Below are 26,039 nucleotides of genomic sequence, written 5' to 3' on the forward strand. Positions count from 1 at the left end.
AGCCGAGGTAGAACCAGGGCGAGGGAGAGCTCTGGCGGGACGAACCACGTCGTCCGTCCCGCCAGAGTTCTATCGCGCCCTGGTTCTACCTCGGCCGCGTGGGTTACTGGAGCTCGGGGATGACCTGCTTCTCGAAGAGCTCGATGCCGCTGGTGTCGTACGCCGCCTCCTGGAAGTACGTGATCGCGTACTCCAGCCCCTGCGAGCCCATGCCCTGCAGCCGCTCGACGATCTGCTCCGGGGTGCCGACCAGGAGCCCGTTGCGCCAGTTCTCGATCTCGTGGTCGGCCTTGGCCGGGACCTGCTTGCGCAGGTGCGCCTCGATCCAGGCCAGCCGCTCGCCGACCTCGGCGTCGTTCTCGCCGATCACCACGTTGTAGTTCGAGGACCGCGTGATCTCGCCGAAGTCCCGGCCCACGTCCTTGCAGTGCGCCTCGAGCACGCTCGACTTGTGCGCGAAGCCCTCGGGCGTACCGACGAAGTTCGTGTACTGGGCGTGCTGCGCGGCGATGCGCAGCGTCTTCTTCTCGCCGCCGCCCGCGATCCACAGGGGGATGGACGGGACCTCGGCGCCGCCGTCGCCCACCGGGAGCTGCTGCAGCGGCTGCGGGTAGCAGAGCGCGCCGTCGACCTGGTAGCGCTTGCCCTCGAACGTGCCCGAGGACCCGGTGCGCCACATGCTCGCCATGATCTGCACGCCCTCGTCGAGCGCGCGCAGGCGCTCGCCCGCGGACGGGAAGCCGTAGCCGTAGGCACGCCACTCGTGCTCGTACCAGCCGGCGCCGATGCCCATCTCGACGCGGCCGCCGGAGATCGTGTCGATCGTCGACGCGACCTTGGCGAGGTAGGTCGGCTCGCGGTACGCCATGCAGGTGCACATCTGACCCAGCCGGATGCGCTGGGTCGCCGCCGCGAACGCGGCCATCAGCGACCAGGCCTCGTGCGTGGCCTCGGTCGAGGGTTCGGGGACGGTGTGGAAGTGGTCGAACACCCAGGCGGACTCCCAGGCGAACTCGCCGCCCGGGACGGCCTCGCCGGCCGCCTGGTTCTCGGCGCGGTGCACGAGGGAGAGCATGGTGGCCCACTGGTCGGCGGGCGCGATGTCGACCAGGTCGAGGCGCCAGCCCTGCGGGATGAAGAGTCCGAATCGCATGGCCCGACCCTATGCCGACGCGGTTGCTCCAGGGGAGGCGTGGTCGAAATTGTCGGTTTTCGGTATCTCGGGTCCTGGTGGACGCGGCACTATAGGGCTGTGAAAGACGCATGGAGCTCCGACGAGGTACGCAAGGCCGAGGAGCCGCTCATCGCGGCGGGTGAGCCACTCATGGCCAGGGCGGCGTACGCGCTGGCGCAGGCCGTGCTCCGGGAGGTCGCGGCCCGTACGACACCTCGCCCGGGCGGTGCCCGGCTGCACGGCAGCCTCGGTTCCGACGGGCTTCCCGGCGCGGCCCGGGTCCGGCCCGGACGTCCGTCCGGCCGCGGCGACGTCCGCGGCGCGAGTGCCCTGCTCCTGGTCGGCCCCGGCAACAACGGCGGGGACACCCTGTTCGCCGGCGCGCACCTGGTCCGGCGCGGGATGACGGTCACGGCCGTCCTCGCGTCCGCGCGCGCCCACGAGGAGGGCCTGGCGGCGTTCGAGGCGGCGGGCGGCGAGGTCGTGCGGCTCGCCGACGCCCGGGTCCCGTCCGTCGTCCGCTCCGCCCTCGCGGCCGACGTCGTGCTCGACGGCCTGGTCGGCGTCGGCGCGCGCGGCGCGCTGCGGCCGCCCGCCGGTGGGCTGGTTCGCGCCCTCGCGGAGGCCCGCGAGGCCGCGGGGAAGCGGTGGCCGTACACCGTCGCGGTCGACATCCCGAGCGGCATCGGCGTGGACGACGGCGTGGTGCCCGGCCCCGTGCTGCGGGCCGACCGCACGGTGACGTTCGGCGCGCTCAAGCCCGGCCTCCTGCTGCCCCCGGCGGCACAGCTCGCCGGCGCGGTCGAGCTGGTCGACGTCGGCTTCCCCACCGCCTCCGGGACCGACCACTGGGCCAGCGCGGCGCAGCGCGTCACCCTGGGCCGGCACGCGATGGCCGGCACCGACACGGGTTCCGGCCGGGTGCAGCGCATGGAGCCCGCGGACGTCGCGGCCCTCTGGCCCGCCCCCACCGCCCACGACCACAAGTACACGCGCGGCGTGGTCGGGGTGATCGCCGGGACGAGCACCTACCCGGGCGCGGCGGTCCTGGCGACGTCCGGCGCCGTGCGCGCCGGGGCCGGCATGGTGCGCTACCTGGGCCCGGAGGCCGTGGGCACCCGCGTGCTGCTGGCCCGGCCCGAGGTGGTCGTCGCGGGCGGACGGGTCCAGGCCTGGGTCCTCGGCCCCGGCGTTCCGGCGTTCGACCCGGAGGACGGCCCGGACGACGACGGCCAGGCACGCCGCGTCTTCGGGGCGCTCGCGGCCGTGACCGGCGTGCTGTCCGAGGACGTGACCGGCGGCAAGATGCCCGCCGTGATCGACGCGGGCGCGCTCACGATGCTGGAGCACCGGCTGCCCGCCTGGGCGGTGCTGACGCCGCACGCCGGCGAGCTGGCGGAGCTGCTGCAGGGGCTGGGGCACGACGCCGACCGGGCGGCGGTCGAGGCGCGTCCGCTGCACTGGGCCCGCACGGCGCACCAGGCGACCGGCGCGACCGTGCTGCTCAAGGGCGCGATCACCGTGGTGGCCGGGCCCGGCGGCGCCTACGCGCAGGCCGACGCCCCGGCGTGGACGGCGACGGCGGGGGCGGGCGACGTCCTCGCGGGCGTCCTGGGCACGCTGCTGGCCGGGCGCTCGGCCGACGTCGTCGCGGACGAGACGCTCGCGGCGCGCCTCGCGGCGGCCGCCGTGCTGGTGCACGGCCGGGCGGCGGCGCGCGCGTCGGCGGGCGGGCCGGTCGCCGCGCTGGAGATCGCCCACGCGGTGCCCGCGGTGATCGCCGAGCTGCTGGGCGGCTGACCGCAGGCCCGGGCTAGGCTGTGCGGCGATGAGTCAGCGCGTCGTGGCCTGGGGGCAGGAGCTCCGCGAGATCCACCGGCGGCTGCGCGACGCCCTGCGCGTTGCGCGGTCCGCCGTCGAGGACGGTGGTTCCGGGCCGACGGCGGCGCGGGACCTGCAGCTCTACTGCGTCGGCTTCTGCGCCGCGCTGACCGGGCACCACCGCGCGGAGGACGCCACGCTGTTCGACGTCGTGCTGGCGGCCGAGCCGGACCTCGGGCCCGTCGTCGCCGACCTCAAGCGGGACCACTCCATGCTGGACCACCTCCTGGGCGAGCTGCAGCGCGCCGCGCTGTCGGGGGCGGACCGGGACGAGCTGCTGCGGCACCTCGACGGCATCGAGGCCGTCATGGAGACGCACTTCCGGTTCGAGGAGAAGAAGATCGTCGGCGTGCTCGACGGCGCGGACCGCCCGGAGACCGACCGGCAGGAATTGCTCGGACCGCTGGCCTGACGCCACCGCCTCTCCCGAATTGGGCATTCCGGATTTATTTCCGCACGGGCTGGTCTTTATCCCGCCTGTCCGAGATGCGCCAGGTAGAACCGTAATTTCCCGTATCACAGGCACACCCTGCACGATTTATCTCTTGTCATAGACTCCTGACGCGCTCCGATCGATATTCATGTAAGTCACGAAATTGGGGTGTGCGTGCCATCTAGTTACGGGCCTTCCATGGCCATGTCCACGGCGTCGTCGGGGGCACGAGGGAGCCAGGCGGGCAGCAGGGGGAGGGGCCACGTGGTCCACGGGCGGGACAGAGAGCTGCGGGTCATCGGGCATTTCGCGACGGACCTGGACCCGACGGTCCTCGTCGTGCGCGGGCTGAGCGGCATCGGCAAGACGGCGACGGTGATCCGCGCGCTCAAGCTGGTCGGCGCGGGATCGTCGGCCGTGCGCGTGGTCCGGCCGTGCTCGCCCCGGCCCTCGGCGCACGACCTGGAGAACAGCCGGCGCATCGACCTGTCGGCGTGGTCCGTGCCCGACCACCCGGAGCACGACTCCGACTTCGACGCGGCGGGCTTCCTGCGCGCGGTGTCGGCCTGGGCGGCCGGCGGGGCAGGGGACGGCGGCACCGGCCCGCGCGTCCTGTTCGTCGACGACGTGGGCGTGCTCACCGCCGAGCGCGCACGCTGGCTGCAGCACCTGGCGGACGAGGCCTACGGGCAGGACTGGCGGGTGATCGCCGCCGTCCGGAGCATCTCCGCGGAACCGCTGTCGGACGACGTCGAGGTGCTCGAGCTGGGGCCGCTCGACCGGGGGTCCTTGCGCCGCGTGCTCGACATGGAGCTGAGCGTGCCGGTGGCCGCCGACGTCGTCGAGCAGCTGCGCTGGTGGAGTGCCGGCAACCCCCGGCTCGCGCTGGAGCTCGCCGGGTCCCTGAGCGCGGCGGAGCTGCGCGGGGACGCGTCCTGGACCGGCCCCGAGACCGCGGGCTCCGCCGCCCGGCGTGTCTACCGCGCCATGCTGGCGGGCCTGGACCCGGCGACCATGACGGCGCTCGCCAGCGCGCCGCTGGGCAACCCGCCGCTCGGCGGCGCCGCCCTGGCCCGCCGGGACGGCCGGTCGGCCGTACGGCACCCGCTGCTGGCCCTGCTGTGCCGCGAGGCGCGCGGGACGGACGGCCACGTCGACGACCGCGAGGCCCAGGCCGCGGAGCGCGACGTGACCGGTGCGCAGGCGTCCGGCGCGCAGGTGACCGGCGCGCACGCGGCCGAGCGCATCCTCGATGGCCTGCACCTCGACGAGCTGCCGGCCCGCGCCTGGGCGGTCGTGGCGGCCACTCCCGAGCCCCGGCTGGCGGCGCGCGCCGTCGGCGTGTCCCTGCTGACGGGGCGCACGTGGCTGGACCACCGCGAGGGCGCCCTGGTGCCCGACGGCGTGGGGCCGGAGTGGACCGACCACCTCTGGTGGCGCGACCCGGCCGGCGTCCCCGCGGAGGCGCGCGCCGCCGGCGCCCGGGTGGCCGCGGGCCTGCTCCGCCTGGAGAGCACGGGCGAGCTGCCCGACCCCGGGACGCTCCGCGCGGACCTCCGGCTGCTCGGGCCGACGCCCGGCCAGGACTGGGTGGGCGTCGAGATCCAGGTGCACGCCCTGCTGATGCTGGGCGACGTCGTGGGCGCGCGCAGCCTGCTGGCCGACCACTCGGGTACGGCGGGGGAGAGCACGGTCGCCGAGATCGTCGCCCGCGACCTCGCCGCGGCTCGGGTTGCCGCCTTCGACGGCCGCGCCGTCGACGCCCGGACGCACCTCGCACACGCCGCGGAGCTGCGGCCGTCGGTGGACGAGTGGCTGCCCGCGCGCGGGCTGCGCGCGGCGGCGGACGCCGTCGTCGACGGCACCGCGCCGGCGAGCACCATGCCTGCCCAGGCGGGCTCCTGGTCGGCCCGGGCGCTGGGCGAGTACGCCGCCGACCTCGGTGCCGCGCACCTCGTCGTGGGGCAGGCGGAGGGCGCCGTGGCCCTGCTGACCATCGCGCTGGAGCACTGCGCCTGGCCCTACCGGGGCCGCGTGCAGGTGCGCTGCGACCTCGTCGAGGCCGTGCTGGCGTCCACGCCCCCCGGCCGGGTTGGGCCGCGCATCGAGCGGCTGCTCCAGCCCGTGGTGATGCCCGAGGAGCGGTCGGCGGTCGACGTCGCGGCGGCCTGGTCCCGGCTGCGGGCGCTGCTGGCCGACGACGGCACGCCGTCGGCCGCCTTCGAGGCGGCACTGCACGCCGCACCGGTGCCGATGTCGCCCTGGCAGCGGGTCCGCATGCTGGTGGCCTACGGCCGGTACGCCGTGACGCGCGGCGCCCGCACCACGGGGACCGCGCTGCTCGACGAGGCGCGGACGCTGGTCCGGCTGGCCGGGATGACCGGGTGGCTGCGCGGTATCGACGCCTTCCTCGCCGAGACCGACGCCGGCGGCGGAGCGGGCCCCGAGTGGGAGGTGCTCGGCCGGCACGAGCGGGAGATGGTGCGGCTCGCCGTGCACGGCGCGACCAACTCGCAGATCGCCCAGGCGACGTTCGTGTCCGAGCGGACCGTCGTCAACCGGCTGCGCCAGGCGTACACGACGCTCGGCATCCGGGACCGCAGGGATCTGGTCCGTCTCGCCGAGACCCGACCACCCGCCTGGCTCGTCGGCGGGTAACGATCGAGCGCAGATTTTTCACCCGCTCCTGCGCCTGCTTTTCACCCGGCATTCCGGACCTCTTTCTCGTTTCCCCGGCATTGTGTGCGCGGCTGCCGTGGCCGCGCCTCGAAACGTATCGAACGCACTTCCCGGTGCGTTGAATTGCGTCAGCGCACGATTACGGCTCTGCCTGGCAGGCGGCTGAGAACCACTGTTCCCTGATGGCCGGGGAGCCGGTGTGCCTCATGCCACCGCCCCGAGATCCGGACGTGATCACGTACCGATCCGGACGCTTTTCTTAAGCGCGAACGTGGAGGAGTGAATTCCGTTGAACCCAACGCAAGTACCGTCACGCCGTCGAAGGGGTGGCCTCGTACTGCGCCGATCTCTGGTGACGGTCGCGGCGTCGGCCCTCGTGGTGACCACCACGGGTCTGCCGGCAGTCGCGGCTGTGGACAACTACCCGGACGAGCCGTCGGAGGCCGCTGCGAGCGTCCTCGACTCGACGCTCTTCCAGGAGGCGCTGCTCGCAGCCGCCTACTCGGAGGCCGGCTCGGTCTCCAACGCAGGCCCGAACGAGGGCAACCTGAACGTCGAGCTGCTCGGCTCGGAGCTCATCCGTCTCGGTGACGTCGAGGTTCCCCTCGACGAGATCCTGGACTTCGGTCAGCTCGGTGCGCTGGCCAGCAAGAGCGAGGCGTCGTCCCCGGTCGACGCGTACGCGGTCTCCGGCCTGGCCGGCGCCGACGGCGGCGTGACCCTGGACGGCGAGACCGACGACTTCGGCAAGGCGACCGTGGACGTGCTGTCCGTCGCGCGCCTGCTGGGCGTCGACGGTCTCACGGACAAGATCGTCGACCAGCTCCTGCTGGAGGCGGGCGCCGGTGCGGCAGAGGTCAAGGCCGAGGACGGCGTGATCCTGGACCAGGACGGCGTGGGTGGCCTCGGCCAGTACCGCGTGGCCGACCTGGACCTGACGCTGCACTCGCCGGTCATCGAGGACGCTGCCTCGTCGATCTACGACATCGGCGGCACCATCGACACGACCGTCGAGGACCTCGTCAACGAGAACCTCGACCAGAGCGCGCTGACCGGCCTGTTCGACGCGATCCCGGGCGTCCCGACGCCGTCGATCACCGTCGACAGCAACATGCAGGAGAACCTGTTCCAGTCCGTCGTGGGTGAGCCGATCACCTCGGCGAACCAGCTCATCACGATCGACCTGTCGACCGGCCAGCTCGAGGTCCACCTCGACAAGCTCGTGGACGGCCCGAACGAGGGCGGCATCAACGCGCTCGACCCGAACACCGAGCTCATCGACGACACGACCTACCCGCTCATCGCGGAGACCGTGCACGAGCTGATGGAGGAAGTCACCAACATCCTCATCGGCGCGATCGAGGACTCGCTGAACTCGGTGACGATCAACATCGCCTTCACCGACGAGAGCCCGCTGGGCAACCTCGACGTCTCGTGGTCGCTGCCGCTGGCCGACGCCGTGAACGGCAGCTTCCCCGAGGCCGTGAACAACAGCACGGGCACGATGGCCCCGGTCGCCGAGCTCCTGGTCAGCACCATCAACACGCTCGGCCCGGCCCTGGCGCCGATCCTGGCCCCGGTGTACGACCTGCTGATCAGCGACGAGGGTGACAACATCTTCAACCTGCTGATCAACGACCTCAAGACGGACTCCATCACGAAGCCGATCCGCGAGCTGCTCTCGCCGGTCTTCGACGTCCTGTCGCAGGTCCTCTCGATCACGATCAACCGTCAGGTCAGCTCCGAGGGCGTGACCCAGACCTCCACCACGTCCGCGGCCGCGGAGACCTCCTTCGAGCTGTCGGCGCTGAGCATCGCGCTGCTGCCGGCCAACGAGGTCGCTCGGATCAACCTGGGCAATGCCGCCGTCCGCATCGGTGGCGACGGTGGCACGGGCGAGATCGACCCGTCCCTGACCGTGGTCCCCGGCTCTGTCGCTCCGGGTCAGTCGACCGTCGCGACGGGTGAGGGCTACACGCCGGACTCGACCGCCACGGTCCAGCTGGTCGACCCCGAGGGCAACCCCGTGGGTGACGCCATCGAGGTCGACACCGACTCCGAGGGCACCTTCACCACCCCGGTGCCGGTCCCCGCGGACGCCGAGCTCGGCGACTACACGGTCGTCGGCACCGACGACACGACCGGCCAGGCCGCCGAGGCCCCGCTCGCCGTGATCTCGGGCGCCGACGTGTGCGCCATGGACCCGACGCTGACCGTCGTGCCGAACGCCGCCTACCCGGGCGACACCGTCTCGGTCATCGGCCAGGGCTTCCCGGCCGGCGTCCCGGTCGTCGTGCAGCTGCGCGACGCCGAGGGCAACCCGGTGGGCGACGCCGTCACGGTCACCCCGGACGACGCCTGCGGCTTCATCACGGACCTGACCGTCCCCGAGGACGCCGAGCCCGGCGACCACGTGGTCGAGGCAGAGCCGGAGGACGGCAGCGAGGGTGCCGAGGCACCGCTCGAGATCCTGAACCCGGACAACCAGGGTGAGGAGTGCACCGACCCGGCCATCACGGCCGACCCGACCGTCGTCGAGGCGGGCGACGAGGTGCAGGTCACGGGCACCGGCTTCCCGGCCGGCGTGAACGTGGTCGTGCAGCTCTTCGACACCGAGGGCAACAAGATCGGTGACCCGGTCACCGTGCTGGTGGACGAGGACTGCGGTTTCACGACCCCGATCACGGTTCCCGAGGGCACCGAGCCGGGCGTCATCATCGTGGACGCGCAGCCGGAGGACGGCAGCGAGGGCGCGCAGACGCCGATCGTGGTCACCGAGAACACCGGTGGCGGCGACGGGCGCGACCTGACGGCCCGCTTCGAGCACCCGACGGTCCAGCAGGGTGACGAGCAGACCTTCTACGCGTCGGGCTTCGAGCCCGGCGAGCAGGTCGTCGGCATCATCAACTCGACGTCGTTCGCCCTGCAGGCCCAGGCGGCCGACGCGGACGGCAACGTCCAGTGGACCTTCACGGTCGACGAGAAGCTCGACGTCGGTGAGCACCAGGGCATCGCCGTCAGCACGGTCGAGGGCGACTCGGCCATGGCCACCTTCGAGGTCGTCTCCACCGCCGTCGGCGGCGGCGGCGACAACGGTGACGGCGGCCTCGCCGCCACCGGTGCGAACGTGGGCATCCTGATCGGCGCCACCGTGCTGCTGCTCGGTGCCGGTGCGGTCATGATCAAGCGTCGCCGCGAGATCAGCCAGGCCTTCGCCACCGCGATGGGCCGCATGTCCGACGACTCGAAGGCCGTCTGACGGCTGAGTCGCCGACGTAGCAGGACGGACGCAGCAGTCGGGCGTCCGCAGCGGTAAGGCCGGCCCGGTGCGACATCGTCGCACCGGGCCGGTCCTGTCAGGGCCAGCAGGGGGCCGGGAACTGAGATCGGGGGGAACGTCGTGCGCGAGGTGTCGTCCAAGCGCAGGTTGATACCGGCGATCGTCGCGGCGACCGCCATCGTGGCGCTCGTCGTGGCCGCGATCACGGTGGTCGAACAGGCTCTGCCTGCCGCTCCGGCCCCGCGGGGCGAGGACTCGCGGGCGTCGGGCAGCGCGCACGTGCAGTGCGCGGAGAACGAACCGGTCACGGAGGAGCTGCTCAGCGGTTCCACGTGGACCATGTGCTGGCGGATCGACGCCAGCCGCGGGCTGGTGCTCGACGACGTGCACTTCACGCCCGCCGGCGACGAGCCGGTGCAGGTGCTCGCCGAGCTGTCCATCGGGCAGCTCGAGGTGCCGTACGACACCGGGCTGCGCAACACCGAGGACATCACCACCCAGGGCTTCGGCGGCAGCCACATCATGACGCTCACCGAGCCGGAGTGCCTGGGCGAACGGCTCGAGACGTACGTGCCGAAGATCGGCGACGGCTCGATGGGCGGTGGCGGTGAGCGCCGCGCCGTGCTGTGCCAGGAGGTGGTCGACGGCGGGATCGCGTACCGCAGCGGCGACACGACGGGCACCGAGGTGGCCCGCCGCACGGACCTGCGGCTCTCCACGATCTCGAAGGTGGGCTGGTACGAGTACGTCAGCCAGTACACGTTCGGCGGTGACGGCAGCATCCGGTCCGACCTCGGCGCGACCGGCGACCTGTCACCCGAGGACTACGGGGACGACCCGGCGCACGGCTGGCCCGTCGGCCCCGGCGACACGGACTACGCCACGAGCCACTCGCACAACGCGGTCTGGCGGGTGCACTGGGCGCTCGGCGGGCAGGGCGGCCAGACCGTCGAGCAGTACGACGCCGCGCCGACCGGCGAGGTGGGCCCGCGGGCGCCGCTGGTCGAGGGGGAACTGACCCGGATCCCGCGCGAGGGCACGGCCACGGCGGCGGACCGGCGCTGGTGGCGGGTGGTCAACCCCGACGTGCTCAACGCGGACGGGCACGAGATCTCCTACCAGGTCGAGCTGGGGGCGACGACGCCCTTCCAGCTCACCCAGGACCACAAGCACGGCGGCAACGGCGCAGCCGGCGAGGACGCCGGCGGCTACGCGATCGCCTTCACCGAGGCGGACGACTGCCAGCTCTACGCGACGGCCAACAAGGAGGGGTCCTGCGGGTCGGGCGTGCTCGACTTCGCGCAGGACGGTGCGGAGCTGTCCGACGTCGTCACGTGGGTCGCCGTCGGCTTCCACCACGTGGCGCGCGACGAGGACCAGAGCCCCATGGAGATGCACTGGCAGGGGTTCACGCTGACGCCGCGTGACCTGACGGCGCAGCGCGCCGACCCGCCGCCGGCCCGCGAGGACGTGAACGGGAAGCCGGACGCGGTACCAGGCGACTGACTCGCCGGCTCCGGGCTCGCGAGTCAGTCGGGTGGTCAGGGCTTTCGTGCCTCGACCAGGGTGCGGCGGCTGTGGCAGACGAAGGACCCATGCTCCGCGATGTGGTCGTACAGCACCCGGAGCCGGTCCCGGTACGCGTCCACGGAGAAGTCGGGCACCGTCCACAGGACCTTCCGCAGGAAGTGCACGACCGCCGCCAGGTCGAAGAACTCCACCCGTGTCCGGGCGTCGCGCAGGTCGACCACGTCGAGCCCCGCCCCCGTGGCGCGGGCGCGCAGGCGCTCCACGTACCCGGCGTCGTCGTTGTCCTGCGGCCCCATGAGGAACTCGTACAGCTCGCGGTTCGAGCCCGACCCCACCTCCTGGACCAGCAGCGTGCCGCCGGGCGCCAGCACCCGCGCCGCCTCGGCGTACGGGAACGAGACGGGGTGGCGGCTCACGACGAGGTCGAACGCGCCGTCGTCGTAGGGGAGCGGTGCGGCGCCGTCGTCGACCAGGGTCACCACGCCGCCGAAGGGCGCCAGAGCGGCGGAGGCCAGCCGATGGTTCGGCGCCCAGCCCTCGACGGCGCGGACGACGCCGGGCACGCGCTCGGCCCGCCCCAGCGCCTCGGCGAAGACCTCGCCGCCGCCGGTGTCGACGTCGAGCGCCGCGCCGGCCCCGCCCAGGCGCTCGCCGCACAGCCGCACGTAACCCCACCCGGGGCGCTCCTCGGTGGCCCGGCCCCTGAACCACGAGAAGTCCCAGCCGTCGGTGGGGACGGCAACTCCCTCGGCGATCTGCTCCTCGAACGTCATGCCGTCGACGCTAGCGGTGGGAATCCCCCGGTCACCAGCGGATATCCCCCGACCGGGGGAGGGGCGACCAGGCCGTGAACGGGAGCGTGGAGGCATACCGCACCACCGACCGGAGGGAACCGTCATGTCACGCCTCACGCGCGCCACGCTCCTCGGCGCCACCATCACCAGCGGCGTCTCGGCGCTGCTCGGCATCGCCTGGTTGTCCGGGCTCTGGCCGAGCCCTTACACCGTCCCCGGCGCCGCGCTCCTGGCGGGCCTCGCCGGGCCCGGCGCCGCCTCCGTCACGCACGTCGTCACGGCGCTGACCGGCGTCGCGGCCGGCATCGCCGCGCTCACGGGAGCCGTCGGCGCACGCGGCCGGGTCGCGACCGCCGTGGTCCAGCTCGCCGTGTTCGGCGTGGTGCTGCAGGGCACCGGGCCCCTGTCCACCATGGGCTACCTCGTCGCGATGGCGATGCCCGCCGCCGTCGTGGTCCTGCTCGTCCAGGTGGTGCGCCGGTACCGCGTGGCGCGCTGGACGGTCGGTGTGCCCGGCCTGGCCGTGCTCCTCGTCGGCGGCTTCCTGGCCCGGGACGCCCTCGGCGGGATCCTCCGCATGCTCGGCTCCGGCCTCGTGGAGAACCGCGCCGGGCTGCTCCTGTCACTGCTGGTCCTCGTCATGGGGACGCTCTGGGCGGCGGTCGGCGCGCAGGCGCTGGCCGGGACGCCCGCGATCGAGCGCGCCACCGACTGGGTGGTGCGACACCGCACCGCCATCACCGTCGTGGCCGCCACCGGACCGCTGCCCTACGCCCTGATACGGCTCACCTGGCTGACGCCGTGGCCCCAGCTCGGGTTCGACATGGACCTGTCCACCCGCATCTGGGGGCTGACGCTGTCCAGCGGCGCATGGCTCGGGTTCTTCCTCACGCTCGGTCTCGTCCGGCCATGGGGCGAGGTGTTCCCGCGGTGGATGCCCGGCCTCGCCGGACGGCGGGTCCCGATCGCCGCGGCCGCCGTGCCCGGCGGCCTGATCGCGGTGACGCTGATCTTCTCGACGGTCCCCATGCTGGTCATGTTCGGCGGGCAGGGTCTCGCCGAGGCGATTGTCGGGGCCATCGCCTTCCCCTGCTGGTACTGGGGCCCGGCCCTGGCGCTCGCGGTCTGGGGGTACGTGGCGCACCGGCTCCGGTCCGACCGCGCGGCGTCGGACGGCGCCACCCGGGGCGGCGCCGAACGTCCTGCCGACGCGCTCGCCGGCCGGTGGCTGCGCGACGACCTGCCCTGACCTGGCGAGCAGCCCGGACGACCGGAGAGGATGACGGCATGCACGCGACGACGCGGTACCTCGCCCGGCGGTTCGCCTGGCACATGCTCGGCGCGGCGATCGGGCTGGCCCTCGTGCTGCTCGTGTACAGCCTGCTGTTCTCCGCGGTCACGGGGCTGCCCGCCGGGGTGGTCGCCGCCGTGGCGGTCGCCGCCGCCGTCGGGCTCGGCCTGGTCCCGGGCGCCCGGGAGCTGGAGGTCACGGCGGCACGCGCCCTGCTCGACGTCGACGCCGAGCTCGTGGTCCCGGCCCGGCCCCGGCTCGCCCACCGGGTCCGCACCGCGGCCTGGGTGGTGCTGCACCTGGCGACCGGGATGCTCGTCGCCGTCTGCCTGTTCGCCGTGCTCCCCGGGGCGGTGCTGATCGCCGTCGAGACGGTGGCCGGGCGCTCGTTCGGGTCCGGCTTCCCGCTGCCCGGCGGCGCGCCCGAGGCGGTGCTGCGGCTGGCGGCGTGCGGCGTCGTCGGGCTGCTGGCGCTCGCGGCCACCTGGCCGCTGGGGACGGCGGCCTCGGCGCTCGCCGGGCGTGTGCTCGGCCCCACCTCGCACGACCGGATGGAGACCGCGCTCGCCCGCGCCCGCCGCGAGGCCGAGCACACGCGCCTCGCGCGCGAGCTGCACGACGGCATCGGCCACGCCCTGACGGTCGTCAGCGTGCAGGCGGCTGCCGGACGACGCGTCGTCGCGGCGAACCCCGACGCGGCCGCCGACGCGCTCGCGGCCATCGAGGACACGGCCCGGTCGGCGCTCGCCGAGCTCGACCAGCTCCTCGCCGTCCTGCGGGACGACGCCGACGACGCCGCGCCTCTCGCCCTCGCGCCCGCCCTGGACGACGTCGTGCAGGCCCACCGTCGTGCCGGCCTGGACCTGAGCGCCGCCCTCGATCTCCCGGCCGGGCTGCCCGCCCTGCTGAGCCGCACGGTGCAGCGGATCGTCACCGAGGCGCTCACCAACGCGCACCGGCACGGCGGGCCCGGACCCGTGCGGCTCACGGTGGGGCAGGACGGCGAGCTCGTGCTGATCGAGGTGGTGAACCCCGTGCGTGCTGGTGCGAGGCCGGGCCGAGGGCTTGCCTCGGGGCGCTCGGCCGGCGGGCGGTCCGGTGGGCGCGGCCTGGCCGGTATCCGGGAGCGGGTAGCGCTGTTCGGCGGCACGGCGGAGGTGGGGCCCGACGGCGACCGCTGGGTGCTCCGTGCGACGCTGCCCTGGACGCCGACACCGGGGGACCCCGGCGGTTCCGCCGAGCGCCGACCCGCCGTCCGCCCGCCCGCTGCCAGCCCTGACCGGAAGGAACCCGATGCCTGACGCCCCCGTGCGGGTGCTCCTCGCCGACGACGAGCCGCTCGTCCGCAGCGGCCTGCGCCTCATCCTGGACGCGGAGCCCGACCTGGTGGTGGTGGGGGAGGCGGGCGACGGCGCGCGGGCGGTCGAGCTGGCGCGCAGCCTGCGGCCCGACGTCGTCTGCATGGACGTGCGGATGCCGGGTGTGGACGGCCTGCGCGCGACCGAGCTGGTGCTCCGGCTGCCGCAGCCGCCCCGGGTGCTCGTGGTGACCACGTTCGAGCACGACGGGTACGTGCTCGACGCGCTCACGGCCGGGGCGTCGGGGTTTCTGCTCAAGCGCGCCGGGGCGGACGAGATGGTGCAGGCGGTCCGGACCGTCGCCGTCGGGCAGAGCCTGCTGTACCCGCAGGCGCTGCGTGACCTGGTGCGCACGCGGCCGCGCACGACGGCGGGCGCGCCGACGCTGACGCCGCGCGAGCGGGAGGTGCTGGCGCTGGTGGCGCAGGGCATGACGAACGCGGAGATCGCGACGGCGCTCGTGGTCGGCGTCGAGACGGTGCGCACCCACGTGGCGTCCGTGCTGGCCAAGCTGCATGCGCGCGACCGGACGCAGGCGGTGGTGCTGGGGTACCGGGCCGGGCTCGTGGAGCTGTAGCCGGCCCGTCCGACCCGGGTCAGCCCCGGGTCAACCCCGCGTCAGTCCCGGGGCAGGACCATCTCGATCTCGTCCGGGAACGGCGCGTAGTCCGAGGTCTTGCGGCGGCCGGTGCGGCGCCAGCCGAGGTGCTCGTAGAAGCCGATCGCCTGGTCGTTGTCGGCGAGGCACCACAGCCGGGGGTCGTCCATCTCGGCGACCGCCACGTCCATGGCGGCCCGGGCCAGGCCGCTGCCCCAGTGCGACGGGTGCACCGCGAGGTGGCGCAGCAGTCGTTCGTCGTGGGCGACGAAGCAGGCCAGGCGGGCGCGCTCGGCGTCGTCGTCCAGGACGTGAACGCGGACGCCCGGCTCGACGAGCGCGGCCTGCCACTTGGCCAGGACCTCGGCGGTCGGGAACGGGTACATGCCCGGCGGGAAGATGTGGCCCAGCGCCGCGATCCCAGCGGCGCGCTCCACGTCCAGGAGCGCCTGCGCATCCTCGGGCGTGGCCTGCCGGAACCGGTTCTCGACCATCGCCTCAGCGTACGGCCCTGCTTCACCCCTGGCACCACCGCTGAGATTTGCGTCCCGGACCTGCATCGGAGCGGGCGAAAATTGCCGTGCAACATTTTCCCGAAGTGCTGTGACCTCGGTGCGGTTCGCGCGTCAAGGGTGCATGACGAATACAGCATTCAGCGCGGTGATGTCCCGCCTCTCGGCGCTCGACACGCTCTCGCTGCGGGTGGATCAGGACTGGCTCGCGTTCGGCCTGGACCGGGTGGACGTGCTGGTCATCGAGATACTGACGGTCAGCGAACTCACGGCCCTGCCGCTCGTGACCCGGCACCGGCTGTCGCCGGTGGACCCGGACCCGGGACGGGAGCTGGGCCTGACCCGGGTCTGGACCGGTTGGCTCGGGGACGCGTCGGACGTGGTGCCGGTCGCGATGCGGCTCACGCTCGCGGCGGGCGAGGGCCGGTGACGGCGGGTAGGGGCGGCGTCAGCGGGGCAGGTGCGCCTCGATCTCGTCGATGATCGTCGGGTCGTCCGGCAGGGTCTTCGGCGCGTACCGACGCACCTCGCCGCCGGGCAGCACCAGGAACTTCTCGAAGTTCCAGCGGATCTTGCCCGAGTGCCCCGTGGCGTCCTCGGTCTTCTTGAGCTCGACGTAGAGCGGGTGCGCGTGCCGCCCGTTCAGCCGGATCTTGTCGAGCACGGGGAACGTGACGCCGTACGTCATGGAGCAGAACTCGGCGATCTTCTCGTTCGAGCTCAGCTCCTGCAGGAACTGGTTGCTGGGGAAGCCCAGCACCGTGAAACCCCGGTCCTGGTACTTCTTCTGCAGCTTCTCGAGGGTCTCGTACTGCGGGGCCAGGCCGCACCGCGAGGCCACGTTCACCACGAGGACGACGTCCTCCTTGTGGTCGGCCAGCGAGATCTCGGTGCCGTCCATCGTGTGGAAGGGAATGTCGTAGAGGGTCACCCGCTCATCTTCCACCCGTTGTCCGGGTCAACGGAACCCTCCGACGCCCAGGGGTCGCTAGGACATGGTCTCCGCGCCGACGCTGTCGATCCATCGTCGGTCGTTCGGTGACCACGTGGCTTGTCGGTCGGGCCCTGCGATCACGGGATCGACGAAGCGTGCGACCGATCCGAGCAGCTCCGAGAGGCTTTCGGGAAGGTCGGTCCTGCCGACACGGCGAATCCAGCGGGTCCACCGTTCCTGACCGATGGCGGCTAGCCCGCCCACCGCATCCGCCAGCGGGAGCGTCTCCACCTCCCGGTACTGCGCGACCTCGCGGATGGACGACCGGAGGGTGTCCCGGTCGAGCCGGTGCTGACGAGAGACGACATGCACGTCGGCGAAGTCGCGCCAGCGGGTGTTGGCCTCCCCGCGTTCGATCGCCGTCACGATCTTCTCCGCGAGCACCATGGTGAGCGGATAGCCGAGCACGAGCACGGGATCGGAATCGAGCAGCAGGCCCGGCACCTGCACGAGCGTCGGCGCAGGCCAGATGGGATCGCCGAAGCTGACATCGATTCCGATCCGCAGGCGGGCGGTGCCGAGCGCGCCCGAGATCCTCAGGCGTACGCCGCTGTACTGGTCCTCGTCCCGGATCTCGCTTGCGCTGATCGACTCGACGTCGAACTCGATGCCGTCCGGGAGCGGGATCTCGCAGATCGTCCTGAGTCGTTCGGTCACGCTCGCCATGTCGTTGGCGAGTCGCGTCGCACTCAGGTCGAGGTCCTTCGTCGGACGGCGGAGCGCGTAGGCGGCGAGCAGTGCACCGCCTTTCAGGACGAAGTCGTCCCGGAACTCGGACGCCGCCAGCCGTGCGAGCAGGCGTTCGAGCGCATACAGCGTCTGGAGCTCCTGGACGTCCTTGCCCTCGTCGCGAGCGAGTGTGCGGAGCGCAAGCGTCGCGTCGGCCCCGGGCGTGCCCCGCCGGACCGCTCGGTTCACAGCAGCACCTCCAGGACACGGCGAATCTCGGAGCGAGCAGTGGGGAACTTCTCCGCCATGGCCAGGAGACTGCCGGGCCGGCTCGTCCGCCGTCCCAGCCATGCCTTCAGCGCGCCTACCGCGAGGTCCTCGCCGTAGGTGTGCCGCAGGCGGAACAGGTCGATGACGGTGCGCTCGGCGCCGTACAGGCCGATCGAGAGCCCGCCGGGCAACGGATAGGTCTCACGCCCTACGTCGAACGTGTCCTTGGCGAAGAAGTGCCAGGTGACCGGGGCGAACTCGGTCCTCAGTGCCCGGGCAGGGCGTGGCAGCGCCAGGTGGCTCGATCGAGGGATCTCGTCGGTCAGGTCGTGAATGCCGGCAGCGCTCATCAGGCAGATCGTGACGTCCGGACGACGGGTGCTGAGGGCGAGCCAAGCTGCGACGGTGTCGTCCACGGTGCCGGTCGGGACGTAGGCACCTGGTGCGATCCGTTCGTACTCGCCGGCCGTAGCCAGCCTCTCGACCGTGCGGCGGGACGGTGTGCTGCCGTCGGCGGTGGATCCAGGTCGGATCAGGACTCGTCTCGTGGCAGTCATCATGCCTCCGTACCAAAATGTCGACAGTTGTATCGTACCTGTCGACATTTCTGCACGTCGAGACGTCCGTCCGCCCAGCGGGGCTCAAGCACTACGACAAGGCTAGGCAACTATTGGTGATGGGCAACCTGACATCTACGACTGCGATGCCCTCTACCTCGGCGCGGGTTAGGTTGACGGCGTGAACCGCACGCCCGGCCCCGCCAAGCACCGGCCTCCGCTGCCCGTCCGGGACGGGCTCAACCCCACCCGGATCGTGCTGCCGCACAACCCCGACGTCGTCACGCGGTTCCCGTACGCGCTCGACTACCTCCTGGATCGGTTCCACGACGACGAGGCGCGGCTGCTCCAGAAGGTCGCCCTGGGCGAGGTCGTCACGGGGCGCGGCGAGCCCCTCACCGCGACCACGCCCTACGAGCCGCGCGGGTTCCTCTACCTGTACCGCGACCCGCCCGCCCACGAGGACCACATCCCGTTCGAGCCCGAGGTGCTGCACCGCGACGAGAACCTGCTGGTCGTGGACAAGCCGCACTTCCTCGCGACGATGCCGCGCGGGCGGTGGGTGCGGGAGACGGCGCTCGTGCGGCTGCGGGTCGCGCTCGACCTGCCCGAGCTCTCCCCGGCCCACCGGCTCGACCGCGGCACCGCCGGCGTGCTGGTGCTCACGGTGCGGCCCGAGGTACGGGGCGCCTACCAGGAGGCGTTCGCCCGCCGCGAGGTGCGCAAGGTGTACGAGGCGGTGGCCCCCCTGCCGCCGTCGGACGGACCCCTGGCCCTGGGCGAGCCCGTCGCCCTGCGCAGCCGCATCGTGAAGCGGCGCGGCGTCACGCGCGCCGAGGAGGTGCCCGGCGAGCCGAACGCCGAGTCGCTCGTCACGCTCGCCGCCGTCGACGAGACCCGGGGCCTCGGCCTGTACCGACTGGAGCCGCACACCGGCAAGACCCACCAGCTCCGGCTGCACATGGCGTCGCTCGGCCTGCCGATCCTGCACGACCCGTTCTGGCCGGAGCTGCGCGCCACCGACCCCGACGACTTCGACCGGCCGCTGCAGCTCCTGTCCCGCTCCCTGGAGCTCACGGACCCGCTGTCCGGCCTGCCCCGCCGCTTCGAGTCCCGCCGGGCGCTCAGCGAATGGGCCCCTCGGAGCTCTGACACGTCCGCCAGGATCTGACAGGTGCAAGAATCGGTGCGATGAGTACCGCCCCCGACTATCCCGCCCGCGCGGTCGTCGACCTCGACGCGATCCGCGACAACGTGCGCGCCCTGCGGGCGACCGCCGCGACCGCCCAGGTCATGGCCGTCGTCAAGGCCGACGCGTACGGGCACGGGCTGGCCCCCGCGGCCCGGGCGGCGCTCGCGGGCGGCGCGACCTGGCTGGGGGCGGCGCAGAGCGTGGAGGCGCTCGCGATCCGAGCCGCCGTCGGACCCGGGCCGCGCATCCTGACCTGGCTCTACGCGCCTGGCGCGCCCCTGGCCGACTTGGTGCGCGACGACATCGACGTCGCCGTCGCCGCGGCCTGGGCCCTCGACGAGGTGGCCGACGGCGCCCGCGTCGCGGGCCGCACCGCCCGCGTGCACCTCAAGGTGGACACCGGGCTGGGCCGCAACGGGATCATGCCCGACGACCTGCCGGCCGTCCTCGACCGCGTCAAGGCGCTGCAGGCGGAGGGCGCGCTCGCGATCGTCGGCGTCATGTCGCACTACGCGCTCGCGGACGAGCCCGACGACCCGTCGGTGAAGATGCAGACCCACGTGTTCGACGACGCGGTCCGCACCGTCGAGGCGGCCGGGATCGACCTCGAGGTGCGACACATCGCCAACTCGGCGGCGACCCTGACCAACCCGGCCGCCCACTACGACCTGGTGCGCCCGGGCATCGCCGTCTACGGCCTCTCGCCGGTGCCGCAGCTCGGTGTGCCGGGCGACTACGGCCTGCGGCCGGCGATGACGCTGGAGGCGCGGCTCGCCACGGTCAAGCGCGTGCCGGAGGGCCACGGCGTCTCCTACGGGCACTTCTACGTCACACCGCAGGACACGGTGCTCGGCGTCGTCCCGCTCGGCTACTCGGACGGGATCCCGCGCCACGCGTCCGGCGGCTCGCTCGGCCCGGGCGGGCCGGTGCTGGTGGGCGGGGGCGTGGACGACGTCGCGAGCCCCGAGACCGGACTCGGCACCGCCCGCGTGCTGCGCGTCGCGGGCCGGGTGTGCATGGACCAGATCATGCTCGACCTCGGGCCCTATGCACCCGAGCAGGCCGGAGACGTGGTCACATTGTTCGGGGCGTCGGACGGCCTGGCCCGTGCCGGAGCGCCCAACGCCGAGGACTGGGCGCAGGCCGCCGGCACCATCAGCTACGAGATCGTGACGCGCCTCGGCGCGCGTGTGCCCCGTGTGTTCGTGGGCACGGCAGGAAGGGAGACCGCGTGAGCGGGGCAGTGAACGGACCGGGGGACATCTCGACCTCGGAGGCGGTGGTCATCGAGCTGCCCGACGCCGACACGACGCGCGCCTTCGGGGCCGCGCTCGCCGGGGTGCTGCGGTCCGGGGACCTGGTGATCCTCACCGGTGACCTCGGTGCGGGCAAGACGACCCTGACCCAGGGGATCGGGGCGGCGCTGAACGTGCGCGGCCAGGTGGCGTCGCCCACCTTCATCGTGGCGCGCGAGCACCCGCCGCTGCCGCGCGAGGACGGCACGCGCGGACCCGGGCTGGTGCACGTCGACGCGTACCGCCTCGGCGGGCTGGGCGAGCTCGACGCGCTGGACCTGGACTCGTCGCTGGAGGATTCTGTGACGGTCGTGGAGTGGGGGCGCGGCCTGGCCGAGACGCTCGCCGACGACCGCCTGGAGATCGACCTGGAGCGGCCGCGGGGTGCTGCACCGGCGTTCGACCCTGGCGTGGAGACGGCCGAGGACCCGGAGGCGGGGACGCGGAAGGTGACGATCCGCGCGGTGGGGCCGCGGTGGGCCGGCGTGGACTTGCGCTCCCTGGTGTGATCGGTAGTTCGTCACGTGATCGGCAGGGCGGAGTCATACGGTCACCTGACGAACTACCGATCACACCGGTACGAGGCACCCGCCGTAATACCCTGGTCGCGTGGCCGTTCTAGCTCTCGATACCTCCGCAGCCGTCGCCGTCTCACTCGTCGACGAGGACGGCACGCGCCTCGCGTCCCGCTCCTCCGACGAGCGCCGCAGGCACGCCGAGTCGCTCGCGCCCCTGATCACCGAGGTCCTCGACGAGGCCGGGATCGAGCGCACCGACCTGACCGCCGTTGTCGCCGGTACGGGGCCGGCCCCGTTCACGGGGCTGCGCGTCGGGCTGGTGACCGCCCGCACGCTTGCGCTCTCCCTCGGCATCCCGGTGCTCGGGGTACCCAGCCTCGATGCCCTGGCTGTGCAGGCCGTCAGCGACCTCGGGCTGCGCGCGGGTCAGGAGATCCTGGCCACCTCCGACGCCCGCCGCAAGGAGGTCTACTGGGCGCGCTACCGCGTGGTCGCGCACGAGGGGCCGCACGGCGTCCCCGTCGTGGAGCGGACCGCGGGGCCCGACGTCGACCGGGCCGGCTTCGTCGCACAGGGCCAGCTCCCGACGCCGGACGCCGGCGACACGCCGCTGCCCGTCGTGGTCGGCGAGGGCGCGATGCTCTACCCCGAGTTCCTCCCGGTGGCCGACGACGCCCCGCTGGTCCCCGACGCGACCGTGCTCGCCCGCCTGGCGCTCGTCCGTCGCGCGGCGGGTGAGGACCTGCCCACCGAGCCGCTGTACCTGCGGCGTCCGGACGTGCACGAGCCGGGCTCCCCGACGGGCACGGGCGCCGGCTCCGGCGCCGGATCGGCGACGGCTGCCACGGGTGGTGCCGCATGATCACTGAGGTGCGGCTGCGCCCGCTGCGCAACGCCGACTTCGACCGTGTGCTACAGCTCGAACGACAGCTCTTCGGCCGAGGCGCCTGGACCTACGGCATGCTCGCCGACGAGCTCGCCGGCCTGGGCCGCTGGTACATCGTGGCGGAGCCGGAGCGGCTCGACCGCGCGGGGGAGCAGCCCGTCGTCGGCTACGCCGGGCTGTGGTTCGACGGCGACGTCACGCAGATCATGACCATCGGCGTGGACCCCGACGTACAGCGCCACGGCGTGGGGCGGCAGCTCATGGACGCGCTCATCGAGCGCTCCCGCAAGGTCAAGGCCGAGGCTGTGCTGCTGGAGGTCCGGGTCGACAACCAGCCCGCGATCGAGATGTACCGGGACTTCGGCTTCCAGGTCCTGGGCGTGCGCAAGCGCTACTACCAGCCCGAGGACGTGGACGCGTACACGATGCGCCTGGAGCTGGCCGAGGCCGCGCACCCCACGGACGCCCCGGTGGAGTCGCCGGTCGACGCTCCGAACGACACCCCCGACGACGCCACGGGAGACGCGGCCTGAGGCAGCCGAAACTACCTACCCGAACCTGCTAAACGTACTAATCCGAGGCTCGGAATAGTACGTTTAGCAAGTTCGACCGTCCATATTGGTGACCGATGATGAGGGATGCCACGGCATGAGGGAACGAGTTCTGGTCGACGCCGCCACGCTGGCCGCCGACCTCCAGGTCGGCGCCGGCCCGGACCCGGTCGAGGGCCGACCCGTCGTGCTCGACGTCCGCTGGGCGCTCGGCATGACCGACGGCCACGACCAGTATCGCGCCGGCCACGTCCCGGGCGCCGTGTACGTGGACCTGGAGACCGAGCTGGCCGCGCACGGCTCGCCCGCCGACGGCCGGCACCCGCTGCCCTCGGCGTCGGCGTTCCAGCAGGCCGCGCGCCGCTGGAGCGTCTCGGCGGACTCGCGCGTCGTGGTCTACGACTCCGTGGGCGGCACGTCGGCCGCGCGCGCCTGGTGGCTGCTGCGGTACTTCGGCGTACAGGATGTCCGCATTCTCGACGGCGGCCTCGCCGCCTGGACGGCCCGGGGGAGCGCCCTCGAACCGGGTGACGTCACGCCCGAGCCGGGCGACGTCGTGGTGCAGCCGGGCGGGATGCCCGTGCTCGACGCTGACGCCGCCGGCGAGCTGGCCGACGGCGCGGGCCTGCTCCTGGACGCCCGCGCCGCAGAGCGGTACCGCGGCGAGGTGGAGCCCGTGGACCCGCAGGCCGGGCACGTGCCGGGCGCCGTCAGCGCGCCGACCACCGAGAACCTGGGTGCGGACGGCCGGTTCCTGCCGACGGGGGACCTGAAGCGGCGCTTCGGCGCGCTGGGGGTCTCGACGGGATCGACCGACGGCGGGACCGTCGGCGTCTACTGCGGCTCGGGCGTCACGGCGTCGCACGAGGTGGCGGCCCTCGCGATCGTCGGTGTGGACGCGGCCCTGTACCCGGGTTCGTGGTCGCAGTGGTCGAACGACCCGGCGCGGCCCGTCGCGACCGGGGCCTGAGCGCGCGGCGCGGACCACGGCGTCAGGACATGGCGTCCGGAGTCATCCGCCCCTCGTTGAGCACGAAGATCTTCTGCCACACCTTGCGCGACATGCCCATGGTGAGCGTCTCGATGGTCGACACCGTGGTGAGCACGACGTCGTCCTGCGACTCCTCCGCGCACAGCGCCGCGGCCTTGCTCACGATGGACAGGAGCTCGGTGCAGTACTCCAGGTAGTACTCGACCTGCTCGGCGGTGAGGTCGACGTCGTCGTCCAGGCTGCCCGCGAAGGCGTCCCGGAGGCTCTCCGGCTCCTTGGTGAGCTGGTGCATGTCGATGATGTGGGCCAGCGACCGCAGCCGGTGCAGCTTGGCCAGGAGGTCCGAGCGCTGCACGCGTTCGGGGAACGAGTGCAGCACGACGACCGCGATCGCGACGAACACCACGTCGTTCACCGCGCTCTCGATGAGCGGGAGCCAGTCCAGGCCGTTGTCGGGCGCCTCGGTGAACGCGGCCTCGACGGCAAAACCGAACGTGACCAGCGCGATTAGCACGACGACGGCGATCATGCCGCGCGACCCGGTCCGGACGAGGCGGCTGCGCCGGCGGGTCCCGGCGGAGGTGTCCGCCACCTGCTCGGTCAGAGCCACGAGCTCCTGCGCGACGCGGTGGATACCCCGGTCGGGGAACCGCGCGCCGATGCGGTCGCACAGACGGCGCGCGGTCTCGATGACGGGTACGGGCTCAAGCTTCCCGAGTGTGCTGACGGCCACGGGACGCAGCGTAGAGCCACCCGCCGACAGCGCGGCTTCCGGCTCAGACGGTGATCGTCGTCAGCGGCATCGACGAGTCCACCGGGATGTCCAGGTCGCTCGGTGCCACCCCGGCGCGCACCACGGCGGAGCCGAGCGCCGCGATCATCGCGCCGTTGTCCGTGCAGTAGCGGATCGGCGGGATGCGCAGGTCGATGCCGGCCTCGGCGCAGCGCTTGGCCGCCATCTCGCGCAGCTGGCTGTTGGCGGAGAACCCGCCGCCGACCACCAGCGTGTCCACACCGTGCTTGTGGCAGGCGGCGATCGTCTTGGCCGTGAGCACGTCGGCGACGGCCTCGGCGAACGACGCCGCGACGTCGTGCACGGGGATCTCCTGGCCGGTGTCCGTGCGGGCCTCGACCCAGCGGGCCACCGCCGTCTTGAGGCCGGAGAACGAGAAGTCGTAGGCGTGCTTGGCCTGGTCCTTCGCGGCGGTGAGGCCGCGGGGGAACCGGATGGCCGTGGGGTCGCCCTCGCGCGCGAGGCGGTCGATGTGCGGGCCGCCGGGGTAGGGGAGGCCCAGCAGTCGGCCGACCTTGTCGAAGGCCTCGCCCGCGGCGTCGTCGAGCGTGGAGCCGAGCTCGGTGACGTTCGTGGCGATGTCGTCCACCAGCAGCAGCGAGCTGTGCCCGCCGCTCACCACGAGCGCGATCGCCCGCTCCGGCAGGGGGCCGTCCACGAGCTGGTCCACGCACGCGTGGCCGATCACGTGGTTCACGCCGTACAGCGGCTTGTTCAGGCCGATGGACAGGGCCTTCGCGGCGGACGCGCCGATCGTGAGCGGCCCGACGAGCCCTGGCCCGGCGGTGACCGCGACGGCGTCGACCTCGGACAGGTCGACGTCGGCCTCGCCGAGGGCCTTCTGGATCGTGGGGATCATCGCCTCGAGGTGGGCCCGGCTGGCGACCTCGGGGATGATGCCGCCGTAGCGAGCGTGCTCCTCCATCGAGCTGGCCACGGCGTCGACCAGCAGGTCGTTTCCGCGGACCAGCGCCACGCCGGTCTCGTCGCAGGAGGTCTCGATACCGAGCACCAGTGGATCTGCCATGTGCTCCAGCCTAGTTCCCCGACGTCGGTGAGCGGGGAACCGGACGGGATGTGACACGCGGACGTGCGGGACGTCACGGTTGAATCTGGAACTATCGCTTGGAGCAACTTGTTGTCGCGCGTATGACCGACACCGTTCTTGAGGCCCAGGGCCTCGCCATCGACGACGCGACCGCCGACCGTCTGTTCCGCACCGCGCGGACCGTGACCACCTTCGCCGAGTCGGAGGTGACCGACGAGCAGCTCGCCGCCGTCTACGACCTCGTCAAGTGGGGCCCGACGGCCATGAACACGAGCCCGCTGCGCATGCTCGTCGTCCGCACGCCGGAGGCCCGGGAGCGCCTTGTCGCCCGGGTGCCCGAGGGCAACCAGGAGCGCGTGCGGAACGCGCCCGTCACCCTCGTGCTCGCGTACGACACCGACTTCCACGAGCACCTCGACCGGCTGATCCCGCACATGCCGGGCGCGCGCGACATGTTCGCCGGCGACGCCGGGGCGCGCGCCGAGATGGCGCGCACCAGCGCCCTCATCCAGGCCGGCTACCTGATCGTCGGCCTGCGCGCCGCCGGCCTCGCCGTCGGCCCGATGCACGGGATCTACGACCAGATCGACGCCGAGTTCTTCGCCGAGAACGGCTGGAAGGGCCTCCTCGTCGTCAACGTCAGCGCGGCCGACGGCGCCGACACCACCCGCCCCCGCGCCCCGCGCCTGAGCTTCGACGACGCCGCGCAGGTCATCTGACCGGACGCTGCGGGAGCGGGCGGCGT

General features: G+C 73.0%; 24 protein-coding genes. 16 read left to right on the forward strand and 8 right to left on the reverse strand.

What is annotated here, in order from left to right:
- Positions 1-103: 103 nt before the first annotated feature.
- A complete protein-coding gene (locus tag ACIPN7_RS05065; RefSeq protein WP_400538625.1) occupies positions 104-1,153 on the reverse strand; it encodes an LLM class F420-dependent oxidoreductase in 1,050 nt (349 codons plus the stop codon).
- Positions 1,154-1,252: 99 nt separating this feature from the next.
- Here ACIPN7_RS05065 and ACIPN7_RS05070 point away from each other — a divergent pair, with 99 nt between their 5' ends.
- The 5 genes from ACIPN7_RS05070 (at position 1,253) to ACIPN7_RS05090 (ending at position 10,953) form a co-directional block, all read left to right on the forward strand.
- The gene (locus ACIPN7_RS05070) at positions 1,253-2,974 is read left to right on the forward strand and encodes a bifunctional ADP-dependent NAD(P)H-hydrate dehydratase/NAD(P)H-hydrate epimerase (protein WP_400538627.1); all 1,722 of its coding nucleotides are present in this window, start codon (positions 1,253-1,255) and stop codon (positions 2,972-2,974) included.
- 28 nt (positions 2,975-3,002) lie between these two features.
- Positions 3,003-3,467, forward strand: a complete 465-nt coding sequence (locus tag ACIPN7_RS05075) for a hemerythrin domain-containing protein (protein WP_400538629.1) — start codon at positions 3,003-3,005, stop codon at positions 3,465-3,467.
- 219 nt (positions 3,468-3,686) lie between these two features.
- Positions 3,687-6,146: a LuxR C-terminal-related transcriptional regulator gene (locus ACIPN7_RS05080; protein WP_400538631.1), complete on the forward strand. Its 2,460-nt coding sequence runs from the start codon at positions 3,687-3,689 to the stop codon at positions 6,144-6,146.
- Positions 6,147-6,519: 373 nt separating this feature from the next.
- The gene (locus tag ACIPN7_RS05085) at positions 6,520-9,426 is read left to right on the forward strand and encodes a choice-of-anchor G family protein (RefSeq protein ID WP_400538633.1); all 2,907 of its coding nucleotides are present in this window, start codon (positions 6,520-6,522) and stop codon (positions 9,424-9,426) included.
- 141 nt (positions 9,427-9,567) lie between these two features.
- Complete coding sequence (locus ACIPN7_RS05090) at positions 9,568-10,953, forward strand: copper amine oxidase (protein WP_400538635.1); 1,386 nt, start codon at positions 9,568-9,570, stop codon at positions 10,951-10,953.
- A 35-nt stretch (positions 10,954-10,988) separates the two neighbouring features.
- On the opposite strand, the gene ACIPN7_RS05095 is transcribed toward ACIPN7_RS05090, so the two are convergent.
- Positions 10,989-11,750 carry a class I SAM-dependent methyltransferase gene (locus tag ACIPN7_RS05095; RefSeq protein WP_400538637.1) on the reverse strand — a complete coding sequence of 254 codons (762 nt, stop codon included), beginning with the start codon at positions 11,748-11,750 and terminating at the stop codon, positions 10,989-10,991.
- Between the two features lie 124 nt (positions 11,751-11,874).
- Here ACIPN7_RS05095 and ACIPN7_RS05100 point away from each other — a divergent pair, with 124 nt between their 5' ends.
- Genes ACIPN7_RS05100 through ACIPN7_RS05110 form a run of 3 tightly spaced genes read left to right on the forward strand, consistent with a single transcriptional unit; the run spans position 11,875 to position 14,997 of the window.
- On the forward strand, positions 11,875-13,020 hold the full coding sequence (locus ACIPN7_RS05100) for a hypothetical protein (protein WP_400538639.1): 1,146 nt from the start codon (positions 11,875-11,877) through the stop codon (positions 13,018-13,020).
- A gap of 38 nt (positions 13,021-13,058) precedes the next feature.
- Positions 13,059-14,363: a sensor histidine kinase gene (locus tag ACIPN7_RS05105; RefSeq protein WP_400538641.1), complete on the forward strand. Its 1,305-nt coding sequence runs from the start codon at positions 13,059-13,061 to the stop codon at positions 14,361-14,363.
- The gene (locus ACIPN7_RS05110; RefSeq protein WP_400538643.1) at positions 14,356-14,997 is read left to right on the forward strand and encodes a response regulator; all 642 of its coding nucleotides are present in this window, start codon (positions 14,356-14,358) and stop codon (positions 14,995-14,997) included. The genes ACIPN7_RS05105 and ACIPN7_RS05110 overlap by 8 nt, the downstream gene beginning before the upstream one ends.
- Positions 14,998-15,038: 41 nt before the next feature.
- Here the strand turns inward: ACIPN7_RS05110 and ACIPN7_RS05115 are convergent, their stop codons facing one another.
- A complete protein-coding gene (locus ACIPN7_RS05115) occupies positions 15,039-15,512 on the reverse strand; it encodes a GNAT family N-acetyltransferase (protein WP_400538645.1) in 474 nt (157 codons plus the stop codon).
- A gap of 142 nt (positions 15,513-15,654) precedes the next feature.
- Here ACIPN7_RS05115 and ACIPN7_RS05120 point away from each other — a divergent pair, with 142 nt between their 5' ends.
- Positions 15,655-15,960: a hypothetical protein gene (locus tag ACIPN7_RS05120; RefSeq protein ID WP_400538647.1), complete on the forward strand. Its 306-nt coding sequence runs from the start codon at positions 15,655-15,657 to the stop codon at positions 15,958-15,960.
- A gap of 18 nt (positions 15,961-15,978) precedes the next feature.
- Here the strand turns inward: ACIPN7_RS05120 and ACIPN7_RS05125 are convergent, their stop codons facing one another.
- Genes ACIPN7_RS05125 through ACIPN7_RS05135 form a run of 3 tightly spaced genes read right to left on the reverse strand, consistent with a single transcriptional unit; the run spans position 15,979 to position 18,020 of the window.
- Positions 15,979-16,461, reverse strand: coding sequence for a glutathione peroxidase (locus tag ACIPN7_RS05125; RefSeq protein ID WP_400538649.1), 483 nt, complete (start codon positions 16,459-16,461; stop codon positions 15,979-15,981).
- Between the two features lie 57 nt (positions 16,462-16,518).
- On the reverse strand, positions 16,519-17,442 hold the full coding sequence (locus ACIPN7_RS05130; RefSeq protein WP_400538651.1) for a nucleotidyl transferase AbiEii/AbiGii toxin family protein: 924 nt from the start codon (positions 17,440-17,442) through the stop codon (positions 16,519-16,521).
- Complete coding sequence (locus ACIPN7_RS05135; RefSeq protein ID WP_400538653.1) at positions 17,439-18,020, reverse strand: hypothetical protein; 582 nt, start codon at positions 18,018-18,020, stop codon at positions 17,439-17,441. The genes ACIPN7_RS05130 and ACIPN7_RS05135 overlap by 4 nt, the downstream gene beginning before the upstream one ends.
- Before the next feature lie 181 nt (positions 18,021-18,201).
- Here ACIPN7_RS05135 and ACIPN7_RS05140 point away from each other — a divergent pair, with 181 nt between their 5' ends.
- The 6 genes from ACIPN7_RS05140 (at position 18,202) to ACIPN7_RS05165 (ending at position 23,432) form a co-directional block, all read left to right on the forward strand.
- Entirely contained in the window at positions 18,202-19,191 is a 990-nt protein-coding gene (locus ACIPN7_RS05140) for a pseudouridine synthase (RefSeq protein WP_400538655.1), read from the forward strand.
- Positions 19,192-19,211: 20 nt separating this feature from the next.
- On the forward strand, positions 19,212-20,447 hold the full coding sequence (gene alr, locus ACIPN7_RS05145; protein WP_400538657.1) for an alanine racemase: 1,236 nt from the start codon (positions 19,212-19,214) through the stop codon (positions 20,445-20,447).
- Positions 20,444-21,016: a tRNA (adenosine(37)-N6)-threonylcarbamoyltransferase complex ATPase subunit type 1 TsaE gene (gene tsaE, locus ACIPN7_RS05150; RefSeq protein ID WP_400538659.1), complete on the forward strand. Its 573-nt coding sequence runs from the start codon at positions 20,444-20,446 to the stop codon at positions 21,014-21,016. Before alr ends, tsaE begins: the two co-directional genes overlap by 4 nt.
- Positions 21,017-21,116: 100 nt before the next feature.
- Positions 21,117-21,887: a tRNA (adenosine(37)-N6)-threonylcarbamoyltransferase complex dimerization subunit type 1 TsaB gene (tsaB, locus tag ACIPN7_RS05155; RefSeq protein WP_400538661.1), complete on the forward strand. Its 771-nt coding sequence runs from the start codon at positions 21,117-21,119 to the stop codon at positions 21,885-21,887.
- Entirely contained in the window at positions 21,884-22,444 is a 561-nt protein-coding gene (gene rimI, locus ACIPN7_RS05160) for a ribosomal protein S18-alanine N-acetyltransferase (protein ID WP_400538663.1), read from the forward strand. Before tsaB ends, rimI begins: the two co-directional genes overlap by 4 nt.
- Positions 22,445-22,559: 115 nt before the next feature.
- Complete coding sequence (locus tag ACIPN7_RS05165) at positions 22,560-23,432, forward strand: sulfurtransferase (RefSeq protein ID WP_400538665.1); 873 nt, start codon at positions 22,560-22,562, stop codon at positions 23,430-23,432.
- 22 nt (positions 23,433-23,454) lie between these two features.
- Here ACIPN7_RS05165 and ACIPN7_RS05170 read toward each other — a convergent pair whose 3' ends face one another.
- Together ACIPN7_RS05170 and tsaD are read right to left on the reverse strand one after the other, a co-directional pair.
- Entirely contained in the window at positions 23,455-24,186 is a 732-nt protein-coding gene (locus ACIPN7_RS05170; RefSeq protein WP_400538667.1) for a hypothetical protein, read from the reverse strand.
- A 43-nt stretch (positions 24,187-24,229) separates the two neighbouring features.
- Positions 24,230-25,273 (reverse strand): tRNA (adenosine(37)-N6)-threonylcarbamoyltransferase complex transferase subunit TsaD, encoded by a 1,044-nt coding sequence (gene tsaD, locus ACIPN7_RS05175; RefSeq protein ID WP_400538669.1) that lies wholly within the window; start codon positions 25,271-25,273, stop codon positions 24,230-24,232.
- 122 nt (positions 25,274-25,395) lie between these two features.
- Between tsaD and ACIPN7_RS05180 the strand changes: the two genes are divergently transcribed.
- Positions 25,396-26,013: a malonic semialdehyde reductase gene (locus ACIPN7_RS05180; RefSeq protein WP_377230365.1), complete on the forward strand. Its 618-nt coding sequence runs from the start codon at positions 25,396-25,398 to the stop codon at positions 26,011-26,013.
- Positions 26,014-26,039 lie beyond the last annotated feature (26 nt).

The sequence above is a fragment of the Promicromonospora sp. NPDC090134 genome, from assembly GCF_044746965.1.
Lineage (GTDB): Bacteria > Actinomycetota > Actinomycetes > Actinomycetales > Cellulomonadaceae > Promicromonospora.